Source organism: bacterium (assembly GCA_021372515.1).
Taxonomy (GTDB): domain Bacteria; phylum Gemmatimonadota; class Glassbacteria; order GWA2-58-10; family GWA2-58-10; genus JAJFUG01.
This window is the reverse complement of the sequence record JAJFUG010000103.1, coordinates 49,389-69,990: the sequence shown is the minus strand read 5'-3', so window position 1 is coordinate 69,990 and position 20,602 is coordinate 49,389. Positions and strand designations below refer to the sequence as shown.

Below are 20,602 nucleotides of genomic sequence, written 5' to 3'. Positions count from 1 at the left end.
GAAGTTCAGACATTTTTCTCTCGCGGATCGATTGTAGACAGTATACTGACAAGCCACGCTTTCAGATCGGCCAGCGGAATGTCTCCGCTTGCGCTGTCGAGGTTTTCCCGGCGCCACAGCCCGAAATCCAGGATTGGGGTGCGCCGCATTACCAGCATTTTCATCTGAGCGCCCGTAATGCTCTCATCCGCCAGCACGGCCATCAGGTCGGGATCCTGCTCCACCATCTGATCGGAGTCTCGCAGGGTGTAACCCATGTTTATCAGCGCAAGAGCGACCACCTCCCGCTGAGCTACATCGCCAATCAGGACCGCGACAGCGGGTGGTTTCACCGACTCCGGCTGGTCTTTCAATTTCTTGGCCACCTCGAAAAAGACTTCCACCTTTTTGATTTCCTCCGGCAGTTGCAGGGCAATCTGGCGCAGGAATTCACAAGAGATAAATCCGCTCCCGATCGCTTTCCCTATCGATTCCATCTCGAGCATGTCTCCGCCGAGATCGCCCATCCCGATTATTTTGGTCAGGTCATTGGCGATCTTGATCACCATGAGCGGAATGTACTCTTTTTCGGACAACTCCGTTTCATCCAGCGGATCGTGATGCCGGGCCACGAGGTTGGTCAGCTTTTCCGGAATTTTCCAGAACTGGCAGAGCAGACTGCCGAGCTGAGCATGATCAACGCCGAACATATTTTTCTCGAGCTGGCAGAGGATGCTTCTCTTATAGGGACCGCCAGCGAGAAGCTGAGTGTATTCACTCTCGAAATGCCTGACCAGCAGAAGTTTGCCGATATCGTGCATCAGACCGGCGACAAACATTTCATCCGGGTCGGCCAGCTTGAAACGGGCCGCCGTGAGCCGGGCGGCGCTGGCCACTCCCAGCGAATGCGCCCAGACTCTCTCGACAGACTGTGTCGGAGCCGCCTGCTTGAAATGGCTGAAAATAGCCACTCCCAGCGCCAGATTGCGCAGACCCTGGAACCCCAGGATGGTTATCGCTTGCGGCACCGTGCTTATCCGGTGCGAAAGGCCGAAAAAGGAAGAGTTGGTGATACGCAGTATCCGCGCGGTCAGGGTCGGGTCGTTCGACATCACCCGCGCAATGTCGTTGGCGTTCGCCTTGGGGTCCTGCAGCAGGCTCAACAGTTTCTGCACTGCGGCTGGCAGCGGTTGTATCGTGTTGAGCGCACTGATTATCTTTTCTTTTTTTTTCTCAGGCATCGTAATCCTCAAAGGAAAGGATGCAGCCCACTGTTGCTTCCTCGGTTTTCAAGGGTCTGGATCTGAAACAAGTTTTCAGTCCGTTCCACTCCACGATCATGGATCCGCCAGTCTCGCTATGGCACAGACAGACTTTAAGCTTTTCGATGATTTCAGCGGGCAGGAATTCATCGATCTCGACCCCCGGTGCAATGCTCGCCTGACGGCTGGCGCCATATTCGACCGCCGCCCGGTTCACCAGCACGACCATCCCCTCGCGGCTGATCCCAACGACCGGCAGCGGTATGATCTCCATTATTTCCTGCGACAGGGCCAGAAGGTGCGTGCGCTGGGCGATTTTCTCCTCGAGCAGACTGTTCAGTCTCTTGAGTTCCAGGTTGTTCGCCTCAATCTGTTCCAGAAGGCTGGAACGCTGCTTCAGAAGGTTATAATGGTCCAGGGCCTGCCGGATCGTGATTCTCAGTTCCTCGTCGTTCCAGGGTTTCGACAGGAAACGGTAGATTTCGCCCTTGTTGATCGCCTCGACCATCACGCTCAGGTCGGCATAGCCGGACAAGATGACCCTGACCGTATCGGGATGCATGGCTTTGACTTTCTGCAGGAACTGCACTCCGGTCAGCCCCGGCATGCGCTGGTCCGAGACCACCACCTGGACCGTGGTCTGCTTGAGCAGCTCGATGCCCTCCTCCGCGCTGGAGGCGGTCAGCAGGGTGTATTCCTCCTTGCGGAGCAGGCGCTTGAGTGCACTGAGTATGGAAACCTCGTCGTCCACGCACAGGACCCGGTTTTCCACGGTGCTCATGATTCAGCCTCACATATCGGCAACGTGATTGTAAAAGAAGTGCCACGGCCGGGTTGGCTCTCGACCTCTATCGTACCGTTGTGTTTCTTAATTATACCGTAAGAAATTGAAAGACCCAAGCCCGTGCCCTTACCCACAGGTTTGGTGGTGAAGAACGGGTCGAACAGCCGCGAAAGGTTCTCCTTGGGTATGCCAGAGCCTGTGTCGGAGATACGGATGTTTATCCCGGAATCCCGGTTTTCGGTCTCGATCGTGATCGTTCCCTTCCCCTGAATGGACTGGGCCGCATTGACCAGCAGGTTCATGAATACCTGGTTGAGCTGACCCGGATAGCAGCGGATCAGGGGCAGGGGCTGGAGTTTCTTCACCACTTTGGCCTTGTATTTCACCTCGTTCCAGACCACCTTGAGCGTAGCCTCGATGCCCTCGTTGATATCGGCTTCTTTCTGCTCGGATTCATCCAGGCGGGCGAAGCTTTTCAGGTTCTGCACGATTTCCTTGACCCGCTGCGCTCCGTCGCTGGACTCGGCGATCAGGGCGTCCATATCCTCCAGGATATAAGCCAGGTCCTCCTCCCGCTCGACCGACTCGAGTTCGGCCACCAAGGTGGACACCTCAGAATCGGTTATGCACTTTCCCTGCTTGACCGCCTCCTGCAGGCTGTTGAAGTTGCGGAGAAGGTTTTTCAGGGTGGAGGAGTACTCGCCCAGGGTGCCGAGGTTGCTCTTGATGAACCCGACCGGGTTGTTGATCTCGTGCGCCACTCCGGCGGCCAGTTGCCCGATCCCGGCCAATTTCTCGCTCTGCAGGAGCTGCGACTGGGCCTGCTTCAGCTTTTCGTAGGCCTCGATAATTTCCAGGGTGCGCTCATCCACCCTTTTTTCCAGGGCGGTCTGAGCGCTTGCCAGTTCCTCATTCTGACGGCAGGCGATCAGGGCGAAAGCCAGTTTCTCCAGAAGCGGCTGCAGCGAGTGCACCAGGGGGCAACTCGCCTGATGTGAATTGCAGAGAAGGACCATGAACCCCACCCGGGGCAGGTCCAGGACGCAGTAATGTCCCTTCCCGGAAAGAGCCTGGCCCTGCACTGGAAAAGACCGGCTTATACCCTTCCAGTCGATGGCATCTGAGCACTGGGGGACATGCCTCAGCGCTTCCTGGTAAAGCTCCAGCCTGGGGGCGCTGCGTGGGATCGCGATTTCGGTCTTGAAACAGATCCGGCCGTCCCCCCCAGGCTGGAGGGAGTGTATCCCGCCCGCCGAGCAGTTCAGCTTTTTCAGGAATGTCGACAGGCTGTCGCGCAGCATTTTCGCGGTGTCCAGGCTGTTGCCGATCGACATGGCGATCTGGTACAGGATATGTGAGTTATCGCAAGAGGGGTTCACAGCGCCTCCAGCAATCCGACAACAGTGGTGTTGTTGTGAAAATCAGAATAGCCCTGGCCGTTGTTCCCGATTTCTCCGATAACCAGGGCGCCGATCAACTGGTCATGCCCTGTATTGACCGCTTCCAGCTCACGGGAGAAATTCTCCCGCAGGAACATCGACCGCGAAATGCCGTCCATCAACAGGGGGACCGGGTTCTGCGTCCGGCTGTCGAGCTGGCTTTCCGCCTCTTTCAGGGCCTGTCCGGCGGCCCGGACCAGGGAATCGGCATCCCCGCTGAGGATGTCGACGAAACTGTGCAGCGGGATCTCGCCGACACAGGTCAGGGCGCCGTTGTCATGTTTCAGCACCGGCGAGCTCAGGGTCACCTCGGTCCCCATCCGGTCCACACCGAACGGATGGCTGAGTGCCATCTCGATGAATTCGTTGTCCTCGAAGCGTTTGCCGCTGTGGGCCTCCACCGCGTCGCGGTAGATTTCGAAAGCCGGGCGCCAGTCCAGGGTCTTGATCGTGTTTTTTTCGACTCCGGTCACCTCGTACGAGCCGCTGATCCGGCTCCAGCCATGTTTCACCCCTACCCCGCACTGTGTATCGAGCCTCGCCATCACGGCGCTGTCCTGGACCAGTCCGCCGTTGGTCATGAGGCAGGGGCGGCGCGGCAGAACCAGCGATCCGGCCCCGCCGCCGATGTATTTGTATTGCAGGCCCACCACGTTGTACAGGCTGTCGACAAACGAGCCGATCCGGTGCGAAAACCCGTCCACCAGCGCCAGCAGGGTCCCGCTTCCCTCGTCATCGTGGAAATGCTCATCCAGAAGCTGGTCAAAATCGGCCCCTGGGTCGCTCAGCCTGCCGACCGTGAAAACCTCGACCTCGACCTCCAGCCCCACGACAAGCGTGCCCCTGGAGAGCAGTTCCACGCCCCGGATCACGTTGGGGAAAATCCCGCCGATCACCGGCACCGGCAGCCTGTCCAGCCAGGGATCAAGCTCACACGCCTCGAAACCGTTGCTGTCACAGGCCAGAATCAGCAGCCCTTTCACCGAGCTGTCCCGCAACAGCGTCTCGGCGGATTGCTCCAGAGCGGCGAAAGTGCCCTCCCTATCGATTGCGATCTGCATTCAGCCTCCAGACAACCCGATTATGATGCACCCCGTATCCGCAACTTGATCTTTTACCGTATCGTTCGTTCCACCGCCGGGCTCAGGAACTGTCCCCGTTCACGATGGGCAGGCGGATGGTGAAAGTGGTGCCCTCGCCCAGACGGCTGTCCACCTCGATCGTGCCGTTGTGTTTCTGGATGATGCCGTAGGAGATGGAAAGCCCCAGCCCGGTCCCCTTGCCCACTTCCTTGGTCGTGAAGAACGGGTCGAAAAGCTTGGAAATGTTCTCCTCCGGAATGCCGGTGCCGGTGTCGGAGATGCGGATGACTATCTCGCTGTCCGTAGCCTCGGTGTCGATCCGGATCTCTCCCCGCTCCGGGATGGCCTGGGCCGCGTTGACCAGCAGGTTCATGAACACCTGGTTGAGCTGGCCCGGATTACAGCGGATTATGGGCAGCGGATGGAGGTTCTTTATCACGGTGGTCTTGTACTTCAGCTCGTTCCAGACCACCTTGAGCGTGGCCTCGATCCCCTCGTTGAGGTCGGCTTCCTTGCTTTCCGATTCATCCACGCGGGCGAAACTCTTCAGGTTCTGGACTATCTCCTTGACCCGCTGCACGCCTTCGCTCGACTCTCTGATCAGTGCGTCGAGATCGCTCAGGATGTAGTTCAGGTCCTCTTCCCGGTCCAGGGCTTCGATCTGTTCCAGAACCTCCCGGACTGCCTCGCTGTCGCAGGCCAGGCCCTGTTTGATCCTCTCCGCGAGAGAACCGTAATGCTCCAGGGCCTTTTTGAGGATTTCCATGTACTCGGCCAGGGTGCCAAGGTTGCTTTTGACAAAGCCGACCGGGTTGTTGATCTCGTGTGCCACGCCAGCGGCGAGCTGGCCGATGGAGGCCATTTTCTCGCTCTGCAGCACCTGGGATTGCGCCTGCTTGAGCTTGTCGTAGGCCAGCAGTATCTCCTCTGTCCGCTCGGCGACTTTTTTCTCCAGGTTTTCGCTGTGCAGTTTCAGCTCATGCTCCATTTCCCGCAGGGTGGTGACATCCTGGCCCAGAATGATGATGGCCGGCTTGTCGAGGTCTTCCATACTCAGCGAGACGGCTGAAAACATGAATGGGAAACAGCTCCCGTCCGGCCGTCTCACACACAGCTCACCGTTATATCTGCCCTCGGCCAGAGTGGTGCTGATGGCTTCCTTGAGCCGGGCATGGTCTTTTTCATCTACGTAATTCCAGATACTGTAATTCCATATGCTTTCAGCTTTAACCCCATCCTTCGAATCTACCAGGGTGCTCTGCGAGGCCTGGTTCAAATAAATTATATTGCCCGCCAGATCGATAGCCACCGCCAGTTGCCCGGCGTACTGAAGGAAATCGGCCTGGAGTTCCAGTTCCCGCCGGATTTTCTTCAGCTTGTTTCTCATTTCATCGAACGACTTGGCCAGCTGACCGATCTCATCCTCGGAATCGATATCCACGCGGTAATCCAGGTCTCCGGCGGCGATCTCGCGGGTGGCCTCCTGCAGCCGCCTGATCGGAGAGAGCATGCGGCCCACCATGATCAGTATCGCCGCCAGGGAGAGAATCGAGATCATACCTGCGATGTGCAGCATTTTCCGGTTGGTCAAATCGATTCTGGTCTTCAGTGGGGACAGGTCCATCCCGAGCCGGACGAAGCCCACCGGCGTTTCCACGGCCTTATCCTCATCCTCGCCGTAAATGAACGACTCGCGGTTGTTCTCGTCGATGTGCTTGACAGATATCGACTCGATCAGGTCCAGGTAGTCGAGGTGTGCCTCGCCGTATTCCTTTTTCAGCACCAGCATGGTGTCGTGGTCCATGACATTCAGAGGGCTCCAGCCGGCGGCCTGCAGAATGTCGTGCTGGCCGGCCTCGAACAGCACCCGCCCATCCCGGCCGTGGACACTGGCGTACAGGATGCTGGGGGAAACCGCCGCTCCGGCCAGGGAGTTGAGCAGCGCCTCCCTCACGTTCGCGTTGTCCGCTATCCTGGCCAGATCGACATTCTCCGGCATCTTCAACGCCTGGAGGGAACGCTCCAGGTTGGCCGCGAACCCGTTCATCTGGTCGATACCGTACTCGCGGCTGGTCTGCTCGAACTGTTGGGCGAATTCCTGCAGGAACAGCCCCTGGCCCATAAACAGGATTATCAGCACCACCGCATAGGCGAACAGGAATTTGTACAGCAATCGGTTGAACATGAGTCGACGGCTCCTCATTCTACCGGTATGGCGTTGGCCGGGACACGCAGTCCGGAGCGTTTTTTTACGAACAGGAGTAATCCATCCACGGACGGTGACTGGACCGGCTGCGAAATTGACGCGTGCTGCAGGAACCTGGCCGCGATCCGTCCGGCCTGACGGCCGCTCTGGTCGGGATCGATCGCGATGGCCAGGTCGCCGCCGTTCCTGCCGGCCAGGAATTTCTCCGCGGGGGTCAGGATCGGCACGCCGCGTCCCCGGAGCCAGCCGAAAAGCAGCTCCCGGTTGGAGGGCGTGTAGATCGCCGGGTCGGAGACCATCCAGAAAAGGTCGATCTGCCCCAGGCCGTGCGCGGCCCGGATGATGTCGCTGTCCTCGTGGACCAGCCGCGTGCTGAACGCGATGCCCAGGCCGGAGAGATGTTGTTTCAAGGTCTCGATCCGGTCTATCTCGCCCGGCGAGTATATCGTCCCGATGGTCTTGACCGGCCCGATCACGCGCAGCAGCATGTCTATCTTCAGCTCCACCGGGATGTCGATACTGACCCCGGAAAGCAGCGTGCCCGGGCTCGCGAGGTTGTCGACTATGCCGTAACGGACCGGGTCGGACACGACCGCGAAAACCATCGGCACATCCCTGAGCTGCTGGTGGACGGTCCGGGCGGCGTTGTTGCCCAGGGCCAGCACGAGTTCAGGGTTTATCCTCCGCAGCCGCTCCAGGGCGTGGTCCACATCGCCGTCCAGGACGATGTAGCTGTCCTCCAGCGGACCGGAAACGTCATCCTGGGCCGACAGATAATCCCAGAACCCGGAGGCCGCCCGGCGGAAAACCGCGTAGTCATCGCTGGCCACCACCGCCACGCGCGCCGCCACCGCGGGGACTGCCAGCCCCAGACTCAGCAGCGAGACCCCGGCCAGATATTTCAGAAAATTTCGGCTCATTTTTTTAACTGTCCTCAATCCGTTTCATAATTCCACCGGCATTCCACCGGCTTTCAGGTCCCGACCCGGTAGATGCCATCCGCCGGCATGTGAGTGACCCCGGGATACTGTTCCTCGATCTTCTGCAGGGTCAGCTCGACCCGCTGCAGCCTGGCGGTCATATCGGCGTTGCTGCGCAGCAGGTCCAGGTGTTCGAGCGCCCGGCGGACAGTCAGCCGCAGCTCGTCGTTGTTCCACGGTTTCAGGATGAACCGGTACAGGTTGCAGGAGTTTATGGCCTCCAGGGCCATGTTCAGGTCGGCAAACCCGGTGAGCAGGATCTTGATCGTCTCGGGGTACTTTTCAGCCACTGCCTTGAAAAAATCGAGTCCGCTCATGCCGGGCATGCGGTGGTCGCAGATAATCAGATCGACCGACATTTCCTCCAGTATCTCCAGTCCGCGACCGGCGTTTTCGGCACTCAGAACGAGGAACGACTCGTCCCGGAAGAGGCGCTGCAGCGCCCGCAGGATGGACTGTTCGTCATCGATCAGCAACAGCGTGTACTTGTACATTGTCACCACCCGGCCGACGGAGCGGCCCGGCCGCTCCTGTCAGAAGGAGGGGCTGTATGAGATTCCGATCATTACAGAGCGCAGGTTCTGCGGCACCCGCGGCAGATAGACCGAGGACTCCGAGCCGACGCCGGAAGTGTAGTAATGGCGATCGAGTAAATTGTTGACTGTCATGAACAGCTCCGCCTGCGGCCACAGGTCGTACAGACGGACGTGCAGGTTGACCAGGCAGTAGCCGGGCATCCGCTGTCCGGCGTACAGGCTGTTCTCCCGCTGCGTGGCTATCCGTCCCACCCAACGCAGGCTGGGAGTCAGGCTCAGGCTCTCCAGCGGGTACCAGGTGAAACCGGCCATGACCTTGTGCTTCGAACTCTTGAACAGGTCCAGTTCCTCACCTGTGTTCGGGTCGGTGTTGTGCCCGTCACTGTAGGAATAGTAAAAATGGGCTTTAAGGTCATGGCTGCGGACATAGTCCAGCCGGAGGTCGACCCCGCGGGATACGAGCTTGCCGAAATTGTCGTTCCATTCGACAAACACCCGCCCGTCCCCATCGGCGTCCACAAATGGGTCATTCATCGCGATATAGCCGTAGTTGCGGCGCACGACCAGGTGGTCCACCCAGTTGTTGAACAGCGAGACAGAACTCTGTAGCTGGCTCATCCAGGAGCGCGACCAGTTGAACTCCAGCGTTTTCATGGTCTCGGGCTTCAGGCCCGGGTTCTGGATATGGCCGTATTCGGAGACGAACCAGGTTTCGAAGCGGTGAAAATAGGAGGGTGCGATAAAGGCGCTGCCGTAGATCAGCTTGAAAGACTGGCGGTCCGATTGGCTGAACACCAGTCCGATCCTGGGGTTCACCGTAGCTTGATAGATCGTGTTGTAGTCGCAGCGCAACCCGGTGAACGCGCTGAGGCTGTTGGTCAGCCGGAACTTGCCCTGGCCGTAGACCCCGTAATTCTGCGAGGAGACCACGGCCTGCACGATGCCGTAGTTGTCGAGGTACAGAGGATCGTCGGGGTTGAAAGGCCGGCCGTAGACATCGCCGGTGCCCAGGCCGGTGATATCCTCGTACGAGAACCCGGCGCTCAGTCCGATCCGGTCGGAGGCGCGGTAGCGGGCGTGGAAATCGAACGTGGTCCCGTTGGTCTTGCCGTACTGGTGGACTTTCAGGGTCGAATAATCCTCAGCCTGCCCCTCGGGCGGGATCAGGTAGTACCAGCTCATGTCCGGGTTGATCTCGAACACGTTGAACGCGGCGTGGCTGGTAAGCTGGAACCGGCCGGCCTCGAATTCGTGCGTCAGTGAAATCCCGGTGATCCGCTGGCCCCAGCAGGCCTCGCGGTTGTAGACATACTGGGCCGGGTCGAGTCCGTTCGAGAGCTGCTCGTGGAACGAGGAATTGTGAAAGTCGAGCGACAGGTCGTGGATTTTAAGGCCGGCGATCAGGTTCCAGTCGCGGACCGGCGCCTCCATCCGGTTGCTGAGCGGCGCGGGGTAGCTGCGGATGAAACCCAAATCCGGATACTTGTCCGAAAGGTCTTGTCCGTCGCTGCTGTAAAAGCGACCGAAAACCTTGAATTGAACGTTCTCGCTCAGGACTTTTCCGGCATTGAGAGAGACATCGGCCGAGGAGAACGAGCCGGCGGCGGCATCCAGCTCCAGGCCCTCGATCTGCTCCGCCTCGCGGGTGATTATGTTGACCACGCCGAAAGCGTCCGGCCCGTACAGCACCGAGGCCGGGCCGTAGACTATCTCCACGCGCTTGGCCATGGAGACCGGCACATTGTAGCCCAGCGGGAACTTCCCTCCGTCCGGCGAGGTGATCTCTTCCCCGTCCAGCAGGAGAACCAGCTTGTTGTTACCGCTGTTGCCCCGCTGCGCCACCAGGGTGGAGAACTCGCCGTAGACATTGGTGCTGAGGTCGAAACCGGGAATATCGTTCAGGATGTCCTTGAGGTCACGGTAGCCGCGCTCGCGGATCATCTGCCCGGTGATCGTGACCACCGTGGCCGGGGCGTCGAACGGCCGCTCGGCCTCCCGGGTGGCGGTGACCAGCACCTTTTCGGGACCCCACAGGAAATCATCCATCCGGGTGTCCTCGTCCTGACTGGCCGGCAGCAGCGTACTTCCGGCCAGAAGCACAGTAACCAGAGAAATCGGCAGGGGTCTCATCTTTGCTCTCCTCGACAAGGCCGCCGGAGCGTTGCTTCCACTCCGGCGCTCTGAACTGAATCCCGCGGTCCCAGCCAACCATCCCGCGGCCCAATCACCTGCGTTCCCCATTTCCGAGAAGTCCGACAGTCCAAACACCGAATATTCTATTATCATTTCGCATGCCAGCGGAAAGCCCGGCGGCAAGAGATTCATAACCGCTTGGCAGGAAGAAAAATGTGTGTGTCATCTAAAGATGAAACTTTTGCGGGTCGTGAAAACCGTTGTCTGAAATCAATCAATCTGTCTCTGGAAAGACAGGCGGGCAGACAGAATGCAGTGTGGGAGCCACCGGAACATACGGAGAATGCATCGGGCGGCCGCGTCTCAGGAGGAGGGCCTCGGGTGAAGACCCCCACAAGGGGAAAAAGAAAGGCCACCCGGGCCGGGTGGCCTTTCCACTCTTGAATGGCTGGCTGGTCAGCCCACTTTTCAATCGTTCAGCAGAGCCTCGACCCTCCGGGCCAGCTCCAGAATCGGCAGGCCGCTCCGGGCGGCCATGGCGCGCAGCTCGTCGTACTCGGGCTTGCGCCGCACGCCGCCGCCGGGAAGGCGCACGGCTTTCACGCTCAACTCGCCCCAGGGCGTGGCGATTTTCTGCGCCTCACGCTCCAGGACCAGCCGCCGCATGCGCTGCCAGCGCAGGCCGATCCCGCTCGAATGCAGGAACACGAGCCGGGCCAGCTCGCCCAGGCTGTCCTCGCGCCCCAGTACATGCAGGCAGACCCCGGGACGGTTCTTTTTCATCTGGGCCGGGCTGAGCCAGACATCCAGCGCGCCGGCCTCGAACAGCTTTTCGATCAGGTAGTCGAAATACTCCGGCTGCATGTCATCCAGGTTGCACTCCAGGGCCACCACCTCATCCCCGGCGGGCTGCTCCTCCGCAGGCTGCTCGCCGATAAACAGACGCAGCATGTTGGGACGGTCGGCAAGGGTGCGGCTGCCCAGGCCGTGGCCCACGCTGTCGAACGCGAGCGGCCGCGCGGGCGAGAAATCCTCCGGGGCCACCAACGTGGTGACAATCGCCGCGCCGGTGGGAGTGGTGAGCTCGGCCGGCACAGTGGTGCGCTCGGAGGGGCAGCCCAGGGTCAGGCTCGCCACCGCGGGCACAGGCAGCGCCAGACGGCCGTGGGAGAACTCGACAAACCCCGTGCCGAAACGGAACGGCGAGGCGTAACCGCGCCCGACACCCAGGTGCGCGAACCCGGCCGCCGCGCCCACGATATCGACTATCGAATCGAGCGCCCCCACCTCGTGGAAATGGATTTCCTGAAGGTCCACCCCATGCACCGCGGCCTCGGCCCGGCCCAGGCGCTGGAATATCTTTTTGGCCAGCTCTTTCACCGCCGCGGGCAGACTGGAGGAGTCGATCATTGTTTCTATATCGTGCAGGCCGCGGTGGTGATGGTGATGGTGATGGTGATGATGATCGTGCTCCCCACCGGCCAGCACATTCACCCGCGTGGCCTGGATGCCGTGGGCTATTTCCCGGCTCACCTCCAGCTTGACCTCGTCCTCCAGGCCCAGCGAACGGACTACTTCGTGAAGCTCCGCCTCAGGCCAGCCGTTGTCTATCAGCGCGCCCAGGATCATATCGCCGCTCACCCCGGAAAACATGTCGAAATACGCGATTTTGGGCATCGCCCCCGGTCTCCTTCCGCTTTCTCAGTCGAATCGTCGGTTCGTATTCACACTCAGGCCCGCTCACAGCCCCAGGAACAGGATCGCCGCGCCGCAGAGCGCTATCGCCGCGCCGGCCAGGAAATGGCTCAACCGCTCCAGGGCGCTCAGGTGCACCAGGTGCAACCCGCGGGTGAGGGCGTAGACCACCGCCAGCATAGTGGAGATAGTGGCAACCCCGAACACAGCCACCACCAGCAGCACTCCGGCGACATTCTTCTCGCTGGCCGGGTACATCAGCAGCGGGATCAGCGGCTCGCAGGGGCCGAGCACGAAGATGATGAACAGCACCCAGACCGTGGTCGAGTTCCTGCCGGAGGCCGCCTCCGCCCCGTCGGCCGGCGCTGCCTCCCCGTGCTCGTGTGTGTGCGGGTGCGCGTGGGCGATCCCGGCGCGGTGAAGAAGGGCATGCTGATGCCCGGCCGGGCGCCAGTAACGCCAGAGGCCCCACAGCATGTAGGCCACGCCGAAAGCCAGCAGCAAAGTGGCGGCCAGGTCGCCGCGCACCGCCTCGAAGGCCTCCAGCTTGCCCAGGACCACTCCGGCCAGAAGGCCCAGCGCGCCCAGGACCACCGAGCCCAGGACATGTCCCACCCCGCAGAGCGCGGTTATGACCAGGGTGCGGGTGCGGCTCCAGCCGCGGCTGGCCGAAAGGGCGACAAAGGGCAGATAGTGGTCGGGCCCCAGCACGGTGTGGGTCACACCGATAGTCAGGGCGGTGCCGGCCAGGGCCAGCAGGCTTCCGGTCATGCTTGCCTCCGGTGTCAGCGGTCTCGTAATACTCCTGGCAAAAAAGTGCTACCAGGATAAGGCCACTCTCCGGAAAGCACAACCTATTTCTGCACCACCTGGCGCAGGGCGTTCTGCAACGCCTCGTTCAAGCTGCCGCTACGGAAACCCTGAAGGTCCAGCGTGACATAGCGGTAGCCGATCCGCCTGAATTCCTCTGTAATCTGTCCGCGCAGGGCCGGGTCGGCCAGGCGGGGGATGTTCTGCGGCTCCACCTCGATCCGCGCCAGGTCAACGTGGTGACGGACCCGCACCGCGCCCCCGAAGCCCAGGGTTTTGAGATACTGTTCACCCCTGTCGATCTTCTCCAGAGCCTCATCCGTGATCGCGGTCCCGTACGGGATACGCGAGCTCAGGCACGGGAAAGCCGGCTTGTCCCAGGTGGGGAGCCCGGCCTCGCGGGAAAGAAGGCGTATCTCGGTCTTGGTCAGCCCGGCCTCCAGCAGAGGGGAGCGGATACCCAGCTCGCGGACCGCTTTCATGCCCGGGCGGTAGTCTTTCAGGTCATCCGCATTGGAGCCGTCCGCCACGCAGCCGAGCCCCCGCTCGCGGGCCAGGTCCGAAAGCAGCCGGTACAGCTCGCTCTTGCACATGAAACAGCGGTCGGCGGGGTTCTCGCGGTAGGCGGGGTTCTCCATCTCGCGGGTCTCGACCACCTCGTGGCGGGCGCCGATCAGGCGGGCGTATTCCAGGGCCGCCTCGACCTGATGCGCCGGGATCGTGGGGCTCTTGCCGGTCACGGCCAGCACGCGCTCTGTCCCTAAGGCCCGCACCGCGGCCCAGAGCAGGAACGTGCTGTCCACCCCGGCGCTGAACCCGACCAGCACCGAGCCCATCCCGGCCAGCAGACTGTTCAGCTTTTCAAGTTTTTCGTTCGCTTGGGCCAGGTCCTCATCCGGCATGCTGCACCTCCCTCACTCTATACATTCAGCGCCGTCCGGGTGGCGGCGCGTGTCACACCTGACGGTTTATCAGGCTGGCGGCGAACGCCGCCCCGAAACCGTTGTCTATGTTCACCACCGTCACTCCGGCGGCGCAACTGTTCAGCATGGTCAGCAGCGCCGAGACGCCGCCGAAACTGGCCCCGTAGCCCACGCTGGTGGGCACTGCGATCACCGGCTTGGCGAACATCCCGCCCACCACCGAGGCCAGCGCGCCCTCCATGCCGGCCACCACGATCAGCACCCGCGCTCCGGCGATATCTGCGCGTCGCGCCAGCAGACGGTGCAAGCCGGCCACACCCACGTCGTAAATACGCTCCACCCGGCTGCCCATCACCTCGGCGCAGACCGCCGCCTCCTCGGCCACCGGGATATCGGCCGTGCCGGCGCAGAGCACCGCCACCGTGCCGGCCATGGCCGGGGTGGGGGCCTGGCGCAACGTCACAACCCGCGCGGCGGCGTGACGCTCGGCCTGGGGCAGGGCCTCCAGCAGGGCCGCCGCGTTGGTGTCATCGCAGCGGGTGGCCAGAAGGTTCTGGCCGCGCGAAACTATGCTCCGGGCGATCCCCACTACCTGCTCCGGGGTCTTGCCCTGGCAGAATATCACCTCGGCGAACGAGTTCCGCAGCTCGCGGTGATGGTCGACCACCGCGTAGCCCAGGTCCTCGAAGGGCAAGTCCTTCAACGCCTCCATCGCCGCCTCGACCCCGACATTTCCGCTCTTGACCGACTCAAGCAGCTCCCGCACGCGCTCCGGGTGCATCCGGTTCCCTCCAATCACGGTTGTTTGGCCGCCGACCCGCCCGCAGGCCGGGTTCCTCTTCCGAATCACACAACGATCCGCTGATATTTGCACTGAACAAAAATTTCTGTGACAGATTGTTCTTCTTTCGTTTCGGCGAAAGAAGCAAAGCCAGCGGGGGCCGCGAACTCGTCCTAACCGCACCGCATTTTCCACCGTAAATGTTTACGTAGCTTTGTTTCCGCTTCCTCGATGCAGCGGCGGCGCTGTCGCTAATCGCCGCCATGCCCCAGAGCAATTTCAAGCCGGGCCGTTTCGCTGCCGACTACACGCTACCCGTGCTGCAGGCTCAGACATGCGCGGCCCCCAAAGTCAACTGCGACGGCCTGACGGCCGCAGGGGACAAAACAATGGACCGCAGCCTCTTCTGTAAGATAAAACACCGCAAAGGAAAGCACAAATGCACCGATTCAGGGAATGATGGAAACACGCAGGGGCACGGTGGCGCCGTGCCCCTTCAGATAACCGACAGCCACAAATCGGCATTCTCTTTACTCAGCTTGGGATCGGGTTCAGTTGAGCCGAGTTCAGAACGCCCGGCGCAGGCGCGAATCCAGGGCGCGCCGCGACAGGCCCAGGAACTCGGCCGTGCGGGTCTTGTTGCCCTTGAACCGGTCCAGGGCCTTGCGCACCACCTCGGCCTCCAGGCGGGCCAGGTCGATCCCCTCGGGCGGCAGCACAATAGAACCCAGGCGGATTGCCTCGCCCGCGGTCTCATCCTCGCCCCGGGTCAGCAGCACCAGGTGCCCGGGCCGCACCTGGACCTCGTCGAACAGCAGCACCACGCGCTCGATCACATTGCGCAGCTCGCGCACGTTGCCCGGCCAGGGATGGTCCAGCAGTATCTCCTCGGCCTCGGGCGAGATGGAGCTGAACCGGCTGCCCTTGCGCAGGGCGAACTGGTCCAGGAATTTCTGGGCCAGGGGCAGGATCGCCTCGCGGCGCTGACGAAGGGGCGGGATGAGAATGCGTCCCAGGTTCAGACGGTAGAGCAGGTCGCGGCGGAAAAGTCCTTCCTCCACCTGACGGGCCAAATCGTGGTTGGTGGCGCAGATCAGGCGGGCATCCAGGGCCAGGCGGCGCGTTCCTCCCACCCGGTAGTACTCTTTCGATTCCAGCACCCGCAGCAGCTTGGGCTGTTGCTCCAGGGGCAGGTCGCCGATCTCGTCCAGGAACAGAGTGCCACCGGCGGCCAGCTCCAGCTTGCCCACCGCGCCCTTGGCGCTGGCCCCGGTGAACGATCCCGGCTCGTAGCCGAACAGCTCGCTCTCGAACAGGTTGGGGCTGATCGCGGCGCAGTTGAGCGAGACAAACGGCCCGCCGTGCGCCTCCACCCCGTCCGGGCTGTGGATCATCCGGGAGACAAGCTCCTTGCCCGTGCCGGTCTCGCCTTCGATCAGCACCGGCACGGAGCGGTCCCGGTGGAACCTCTCGACCAGGGCCATGATCCGGTGCATGGCGTCCGAGCAGAGGAACAGCGGTCCGCGCTCTTTCAGCTCCGGCCGGGCCCTCCGGGAGGACAGCGCTCCCGGGTGGCAGTCGCTGTCCTGCGCCACTGGGACAGTTTCGGCCTGGGCCTGCTTGTGGCTCTCCAGCAGCGCGATCACCTTGCGCACCGAATCGGCCAGGTCCTGAGGGCGCAGCGGCTTGGTCAGGAAATCGCGCGCCCCGGCGCGCAGGGCGCTGATCGCGGTCTCCATGTCGCCGTGGCCGGTGATCAGGATCACCTCGGGACGCCGCTCCTCCTCCAGAGCGCCGAAATGCCGCAAGAGCTGGATACCGTCCATGCCCGGCATGCGGATGTCCGAGACCACCAGCTCGAAAGGCTCGCGCTGGGCGGCCTCCAGGGCCTGACGGCCGCTGTTGCACTGCTCGACCTCGAACCCGATCTCCGATTCCAGGAAATCGGCGATTTCCTCGCGCAGCGAATCGTTGTCCTCAACCAGCAGAATCTTCATGCGTGCTGTCCCTGTCGGTGTCCGCCGCAGCGGGGAAACGGATCGTGAAAGTGGCGCCCCCGCCGGGGTTATTCCGCACCGTTATCGTGCCGTCATGCCGCTCGACAAAGCGCTTGACTATGGCCAGGCCCAGGCCGGTGCCCTCGTTGGGCCGCTTGGTGGTGAAAAACGGCTCGAACAGGGTTTCCACCGCCACATCCGGCAGGCCCAGACCGTTGTCCTCCACCTGCAGCAGAAGGGTGCTGTTCTCGCGCCAGGTGGAGATACGCAGTTTCTTCTCCGCCCGCCCGGCCGCGTCGATCGACTGCATGGCGTTGACCACCAGGTTGATCACCACGTTCTCCAACTGGATCGGGCTGCCCTCGATCACGAGCGGGTCGCGGCTGAGCACGATCTCCTGCTCCACGCCGTGGGAGTTGAGCTGGCAGTTGACCAGGCTGTTGGCGTTGCGCACCACGCGGTTCAGGTCGATCTTCTTTTTCTCGCTGCCCTGGGAGGAGACCCAGAACGAGCGCATGTGACGGATGATCTCGTCGATGCGGATCACCCCGTCCGATATCTTCTTCATCCGCTTGCGGAACATCTCGGGCAGGATGTCGCGGTTTTCGCGGTCCCAGCTGAACAGGCGCTCGATGGCGAAATTGATCGTGGTCAGCGGCTGGTTGATCTCGTGTGTGATCGCCGCGGCCATCTCGCCGATCGAGGCCAGGTGCGAGGCTTTCTCGGCGATACGGATCGCCTCGACACGCTTTTCCTCGGCCTCCAGGCGGGCCCGGAAATGGGCGTCCCGCTCCCAGGCCCCGGCCACCACGTGCGAGGTGGTCATGAACAGGTTAATCTCCTCATCCTGCCAGGAGCGCTCGCTCAAGCTAAAATAGCCGATAAAGCCCTTCACCTCGCCCACCAGGGTCAGCGGGGTGAGCAGGACCGTGCTGTAGTCGTGGCCGCACTCGAACAGACGGGTCCGCGGGTCTTCCAGCACCCGGCCGTCCAGCACCACCTCGGTCCGGGCGCTCAGTCGCTCGGCCAGACGGACCTCGCCGCCCAGGGACACCCGCACCGGGGTGCAGTCGTTCTGACGGTTCTCGTCCCGCATGCACCAGTGGCTGAGCCTCACGGCCCAGCGCTTGTTTTCATCGTAGGTGTAGAGAGCGGCGCAGTCAACCCCCACGCCGCAGACCACCTGGGCCAGCAGGTCCTCGATGCACTCGCGCACCGAGTTGACCGAGTTGAGCCGCGAGGCGACGCGCGACAGGAGCTGCTCGTGGTCCAGGGCGGTGCGCAGCTTGGAGCGCTCCTCCAGCAAGGCCTGCTCGGCTTTCATCCGCTCGATCACATCGCGGCTGAGCTTGTCCATCCGGACTTTCATGCCCGCCATTTTCTTGGCCGCGCGCTTGCGGTGCCACTCGCCCATCAGCAGGGCCAGGGCCAGGATGGAGAGGGCCTTGAACCACCAGGTGTTCCAGAAAGCCGGGGTGAGACGGAACTTGAACTCGGCGGCCGAGTCGCTCCAGACCCCGTCGCTGTTGAGCGCCAGGACCCGGAACACGTAATCGCCGGGCGGGAGGTTGGTGTACTGGACCAGCCGCAGGCGCGAGAAGCGCCACTGCTCGTCCTGCCCCTCCAGCTTGTAATAGTACTTGACCTCGTCCGCCTCGGTGAAACAGACCGCCTCGAATTCGAAAGTCAGGTTGTTGCGGTTGTACTTGAGCACGTTGCCGTCGGCCACCTCGAGGTTGTCCGGGGCGGAGACCCGCGTGATGTAGACCGGGGGCGGCACCCGGTTGGAGCGGCTGGAGCCGGGGCTGAACCGGGCCACACCGGCTGAGGTGCCGAACCAGATGTAGCCGTGGCTGTCGCGGATGGTGGAGTACTTGCGCAGCACGTTGTCCGGCAGACCATCGCGGGTGGTGAGGGTCTGGAACGTGCGCCCGTCGAAACGGCTCGCCCCGCCGTCCGTGGCGATGTACAGAAACTGCCCGTCGCGCAGGATGCAGTTGGTGCGGTCGTTGGGCAGGCCGTTGGAGGAGTTGAAATTGACGCTCGACTCGCCGTCGAACCGGCTCAGCCCGTCCTCGGTGCCGATCCAGGCCACCGAGTGCTCGAGGAAGATTTCGAGGATGAAATCGCTGATCAGGCCATCCCGCGTGCTGAGCGAGTCCCAGCGCGCGCCGTCCTTCAGGATGTAGACCCCGCGGCCGTAGGTGCCGAACCAGACATCGTTGGAGTCGGCGCGCACGGCGTAGACCCCGAACCCGTCCAGGCCGGTTCCCCGGCCCAGAGTCTCCCATCTGTGCCCGTCGAAACACGCCGCGCCGTCCGTGGTGCCCACCAGTATCCGGCCCCGGCTGTCCTTGTCCAGGGCGACAATCTTGTTGCTGGGCAGCCCGTCCGAGGTGTAGTAGCACCTCCAGCGGCTGCCGTCGAACCGGCTGATCCCGCTGTCGTAGGTCCCGATCCAGAGTTCGCCGTGGCCGTCCTCTATGATCACCTTGATATAGTCGCTGGGCAGGCCGTCTTTCACGGTGAACGTGGTGTAACGCTTCCCGTCGTAGCGGGTCAGGCCGTGTCCGTATGTGCCGAACCAGTAGTTGCCGCGGCTGTCCTCGAACACCGGGACCACCATGTCATCGGCCAGGCCGTCTTTCTTGGTGTAGGTGATACATTCGGACGTGGGGAACTTGCACACTCCGCCGCCGATCGTGCCGAACCAGAGGTTGCCCTCGTTGTCCTGCTGGGCGCAGTACACGTTGTTGCTGGTCAGTCCGTTGCCGGCCGTGACCTCCAGCCAGTCCCTCCCGTCGAAGCGCAGCGCACCGGAGAAACAGGGGATCCAGATTTCAGGATGGTCTTCGCGCTGGATGAACAGGCACTTTCTGTAGCCCTTGTCGCGCATCGCCTCGCGCAGGGGATAGGAGGTCCACTTTTCCCCGTCGAAACGGCTGATCCCCTCGGCGGCGGTGTACCAGATGTCCCCCGCCGAGTCCTGGCCGGCCAGCCAGCCGGTGTTGCTGATCAGGCCGTCCGCGGTGGTGAAAGTGCGCCACTGGTCGCCGTCGCGCAGACTCACCCCGGCCCCGATGATGGAGAACCACATGCGGCCGCTGCGGTCCTGCATGACCGCGTCCACCGAGTCCCCGGCCAGCCCGTCCTTGCAGCGCAGCGTGCGCCAGACCCCACCGTCGAACACGCTGGCGCCGCAGGCCGTGCCGCACCACAGACGGCCCTGATGGTCCTCGTACAGGGTGTTGACCGTGTTGGAGCCGAGCCCGTCCTCCACCCTGAAATTGCGCCAGCGCTCGCCGTCCAGACGGCTCACGCCCTCGCTGCGGCCGAAACACCAGAGCTTGTCGTCCGTGGTGATCAGCATGTCCATCACGAAATCGTGGACCAGACCCTCTTCATGGGACCAGGTGCGCCAGGAATGCCCATCGTAGCGGCTCATCCCGCCGCCGCCGGTGCCGAACCAGAGGTTGTGCTCGCTGTCCTCGCGGATGCAGTTGATCCCGTTGTGGGCCAGCCCGTCCTTCTTCGAGAAATTCTGGAACGTCAGCCCGTCGAACCGCGAGGCTCCGCCCCAGGTGCCGAACCAGAGGTAGCCGCGGCTGTCCTGCATGATCGTGATGACTTCCGAGTGCGCCAGCCCGTCGCTGGGCGAATAGTTGCGGATCATGTATTTCTGGGCCGCCGCCGTGCCGACCGCCAGGCAGACAGCCGCCAGCACGCTCCCGAGCAGCCGGGGAAGGGCTTTATGGGGCCTATGGCGATGGAAGTCGAGCGGACGCATCAGTACCGTCTCCAGAGCGTATAACGTCGGTCACTGAGCATCAGGTGCCGCCTGGAACCGCGTACATTGCACCTGGGCTGGCAGGCATAACCGGGAGGGCTGCGCCGGGGATGGCGCCGGAGGCATTTTCCGGCGCTGCGCGCCGCCGCCGACCGGGTGGGGAGTGTGGGGCCGGTCTTTTCCCGCAGCTAAATATAAGCTGTCGCCT

Annotated in this window: 14 protein-coding genes; all 14 read right to left on the bottom strand. The window is 62.3% G+C overall.

The features are described 5' to 3' along the window. Nucleotides 1–5 precede the first annotated feature (5 nt). Nucleotides 6–1,220, bottom strand: coding sequence for an HDOD domain-containing protein (locus LLH00_10330; GenBank protein ID MCE5271666.1), 1,215 nt, complete (start codon nucleotides 1,218–1,220; stop codon nucleotides 6–8). Beyond that, nucleotides 1,213–2,022: a response regulator gene (locus tag LLH00_10325; GenBank protein MCE5271665.1), complete on the bottom strand. Its 810-nt coding sequence runs from the start codon at nucleotides 2,020–2,022 to the stop codon at nucleotides 1,213–1,215. The genes LLH00_10330 and LLH00_10325 overlap by 8 nt, the downstream gene beginning before the upstream one ends. After that, nucleotides 2,019–3,404, bottom strand: coding sequence for a hypothetical protein (locus LLH00_10320; protein ID MCE5271664.1), 1,386 nt, complete (start codon nucleotides 3,402–3,404; stop codon nucleotides 2,019–2,021). The genes LLH00_10325 and LLH00_10320 overlap by 4 nt, the downstream gene beginning before the upstream one ends. Then, complete coding sequence (locus LLH00_10315; protein ID MCE5271663.1) at nucleotides 3,401–4,525, bottom strand: FIST C-terminal domain-containing protein; 1,125 nt, start codon at nucleotides 4,523–4,525, stop codon at nucleotides 3,401–3,403. Before LLH00_10315 ends, LLH00_10320 begins: the two co-directional genes overlap by 4 nt. An 82-nt stretch (nucleotides 4,526–4,607) precedes the next feature. After that, complete coding sequence (locus tag LLH00_10310; GenBank protein ID MCE5271662.1) at nucleotides 4,608–6,731, bottom strand: HAMP domain-containing protein; 2,124 nt, start codon at nucleotides 6,729–6,731, stop codon at nucleotides 4,608–4,610. A 14-nt stretch (nucleotides 6,732–6,745) separates the two neighbouring features. Continuing rightward, entirely contained in the window at nucleotides 6,746–7,672 is a 927-nt protein-coding gene (locus LLH00_10305) for a hypothetical protein (GenBank protein MCE5271661.1), read from the bottom strand. 53 nt (nucleotides 7,673–7,725) lie between these two features. Then, nucleotides 7,726–8,226, bottom strand: a complete 501-nt coding sequence (locus tag LLH00_10300) for a response regulator (protein ID MCE5271660.1) — start codon at nucleotides 8,224–8,226, stop codon at nucleotides 7,726–7,728. Nucleotides 8,227–8,265: 39 nt separating this feature from the next. Beyond that, a complete protein-coding gene (locus LLH00_10295) occupies nucleotides 8,266–10,398 on the bottom strand; it encodes a TonB-dependent receptor (GenBank protein MCE5271659.1) in 2,133 nt (710 codons plus the stop codon). A gap of 471 nt (nucleotides 10,399–10,869) precedes the next feature. Next, nucleotides 10,870–12,078 carry a nickel pincer cofactor biosynthesis protein LarC gene (gene larC, locus LLH00_10290; protein ID MCE5271658.1) on the bottom strand — a complete coding sequence of 403 codons (1,209 nt, stop codon included), beginning with the start codon at nucleotides 12,076–12,078 and terminating at the stop codon, nucleotides 10,870–10,872. A 63-nt stretch (nucleotides 12,079–12,141) separates the two neighbouring features. Beyond that, nucleotides 12,142–12,867, bottom strand: a complete 726-nt coding sequence (locus LLH00_10285) for a sulfite exporter TauE/SafE family protein (protein MCE5271657.1) — start codon at nucleotides 12,865–12,867, stop codon at nucleotides 12,142–12,144. An 83-nt stretch (nucleotides 12,868–12,950) separates the two neighbouring features. Beyond that, on the bottom strand, nucleotides 12,951–13,808 hold the full coding sequence (gene larE / locus LLH00_10280) for an ATP-dependent sacrificial sulfur transferase LarE (protein ID MCE5271656.1): 858 nt from the start codon (nucleotides 13,806–13,808) through the stop codon (nucleotides 12,951–12,953). 52 nt (nucleotides 13,809–13,860) lie between these two features. After that, complete coding sequence (gene larB, locus LLH00_10275; protein ID MCE5271655.1) at nucleotides 13,861–14,610, bottom strand: nickel pincer cofactor biosynthesis protein LarB; 750 nt, start codon at nucleotides 14,608–14,610, stop codon at nucleotides 13,861–13,863. 566 nt (nucleotides 14,611–15,176) lie between these two features. Then, nucleotides 15,177–16,607, bottom strand: coding sequence for a sigma-54 dependent transcriptional regulator (locus LLH00_10270; protein ID MCE5271654.1), 1,431 nt, complete (start codon nucleotides 16,605–16,607; stop codon nucleotides 15,177–15,179). Next, nucleotides 16,588–20,394 (bottom strand): GHKL domain-containing protein, encoded by a 3,807-nt coding sequence (locus LLH00_10265; protein ID MCE5271653.1) that lies wholly within the window; start codon nucleotides 20,392–20,394, stop codon nucleotides 16,588–16,590. The genes LLH00_10270 and LLH00_10265 overlap by 20 nt, the downstream gene beginning before the upstream one ends. Nucleotides 20,395–20,602: the final 208 nt, after the last annotated feature.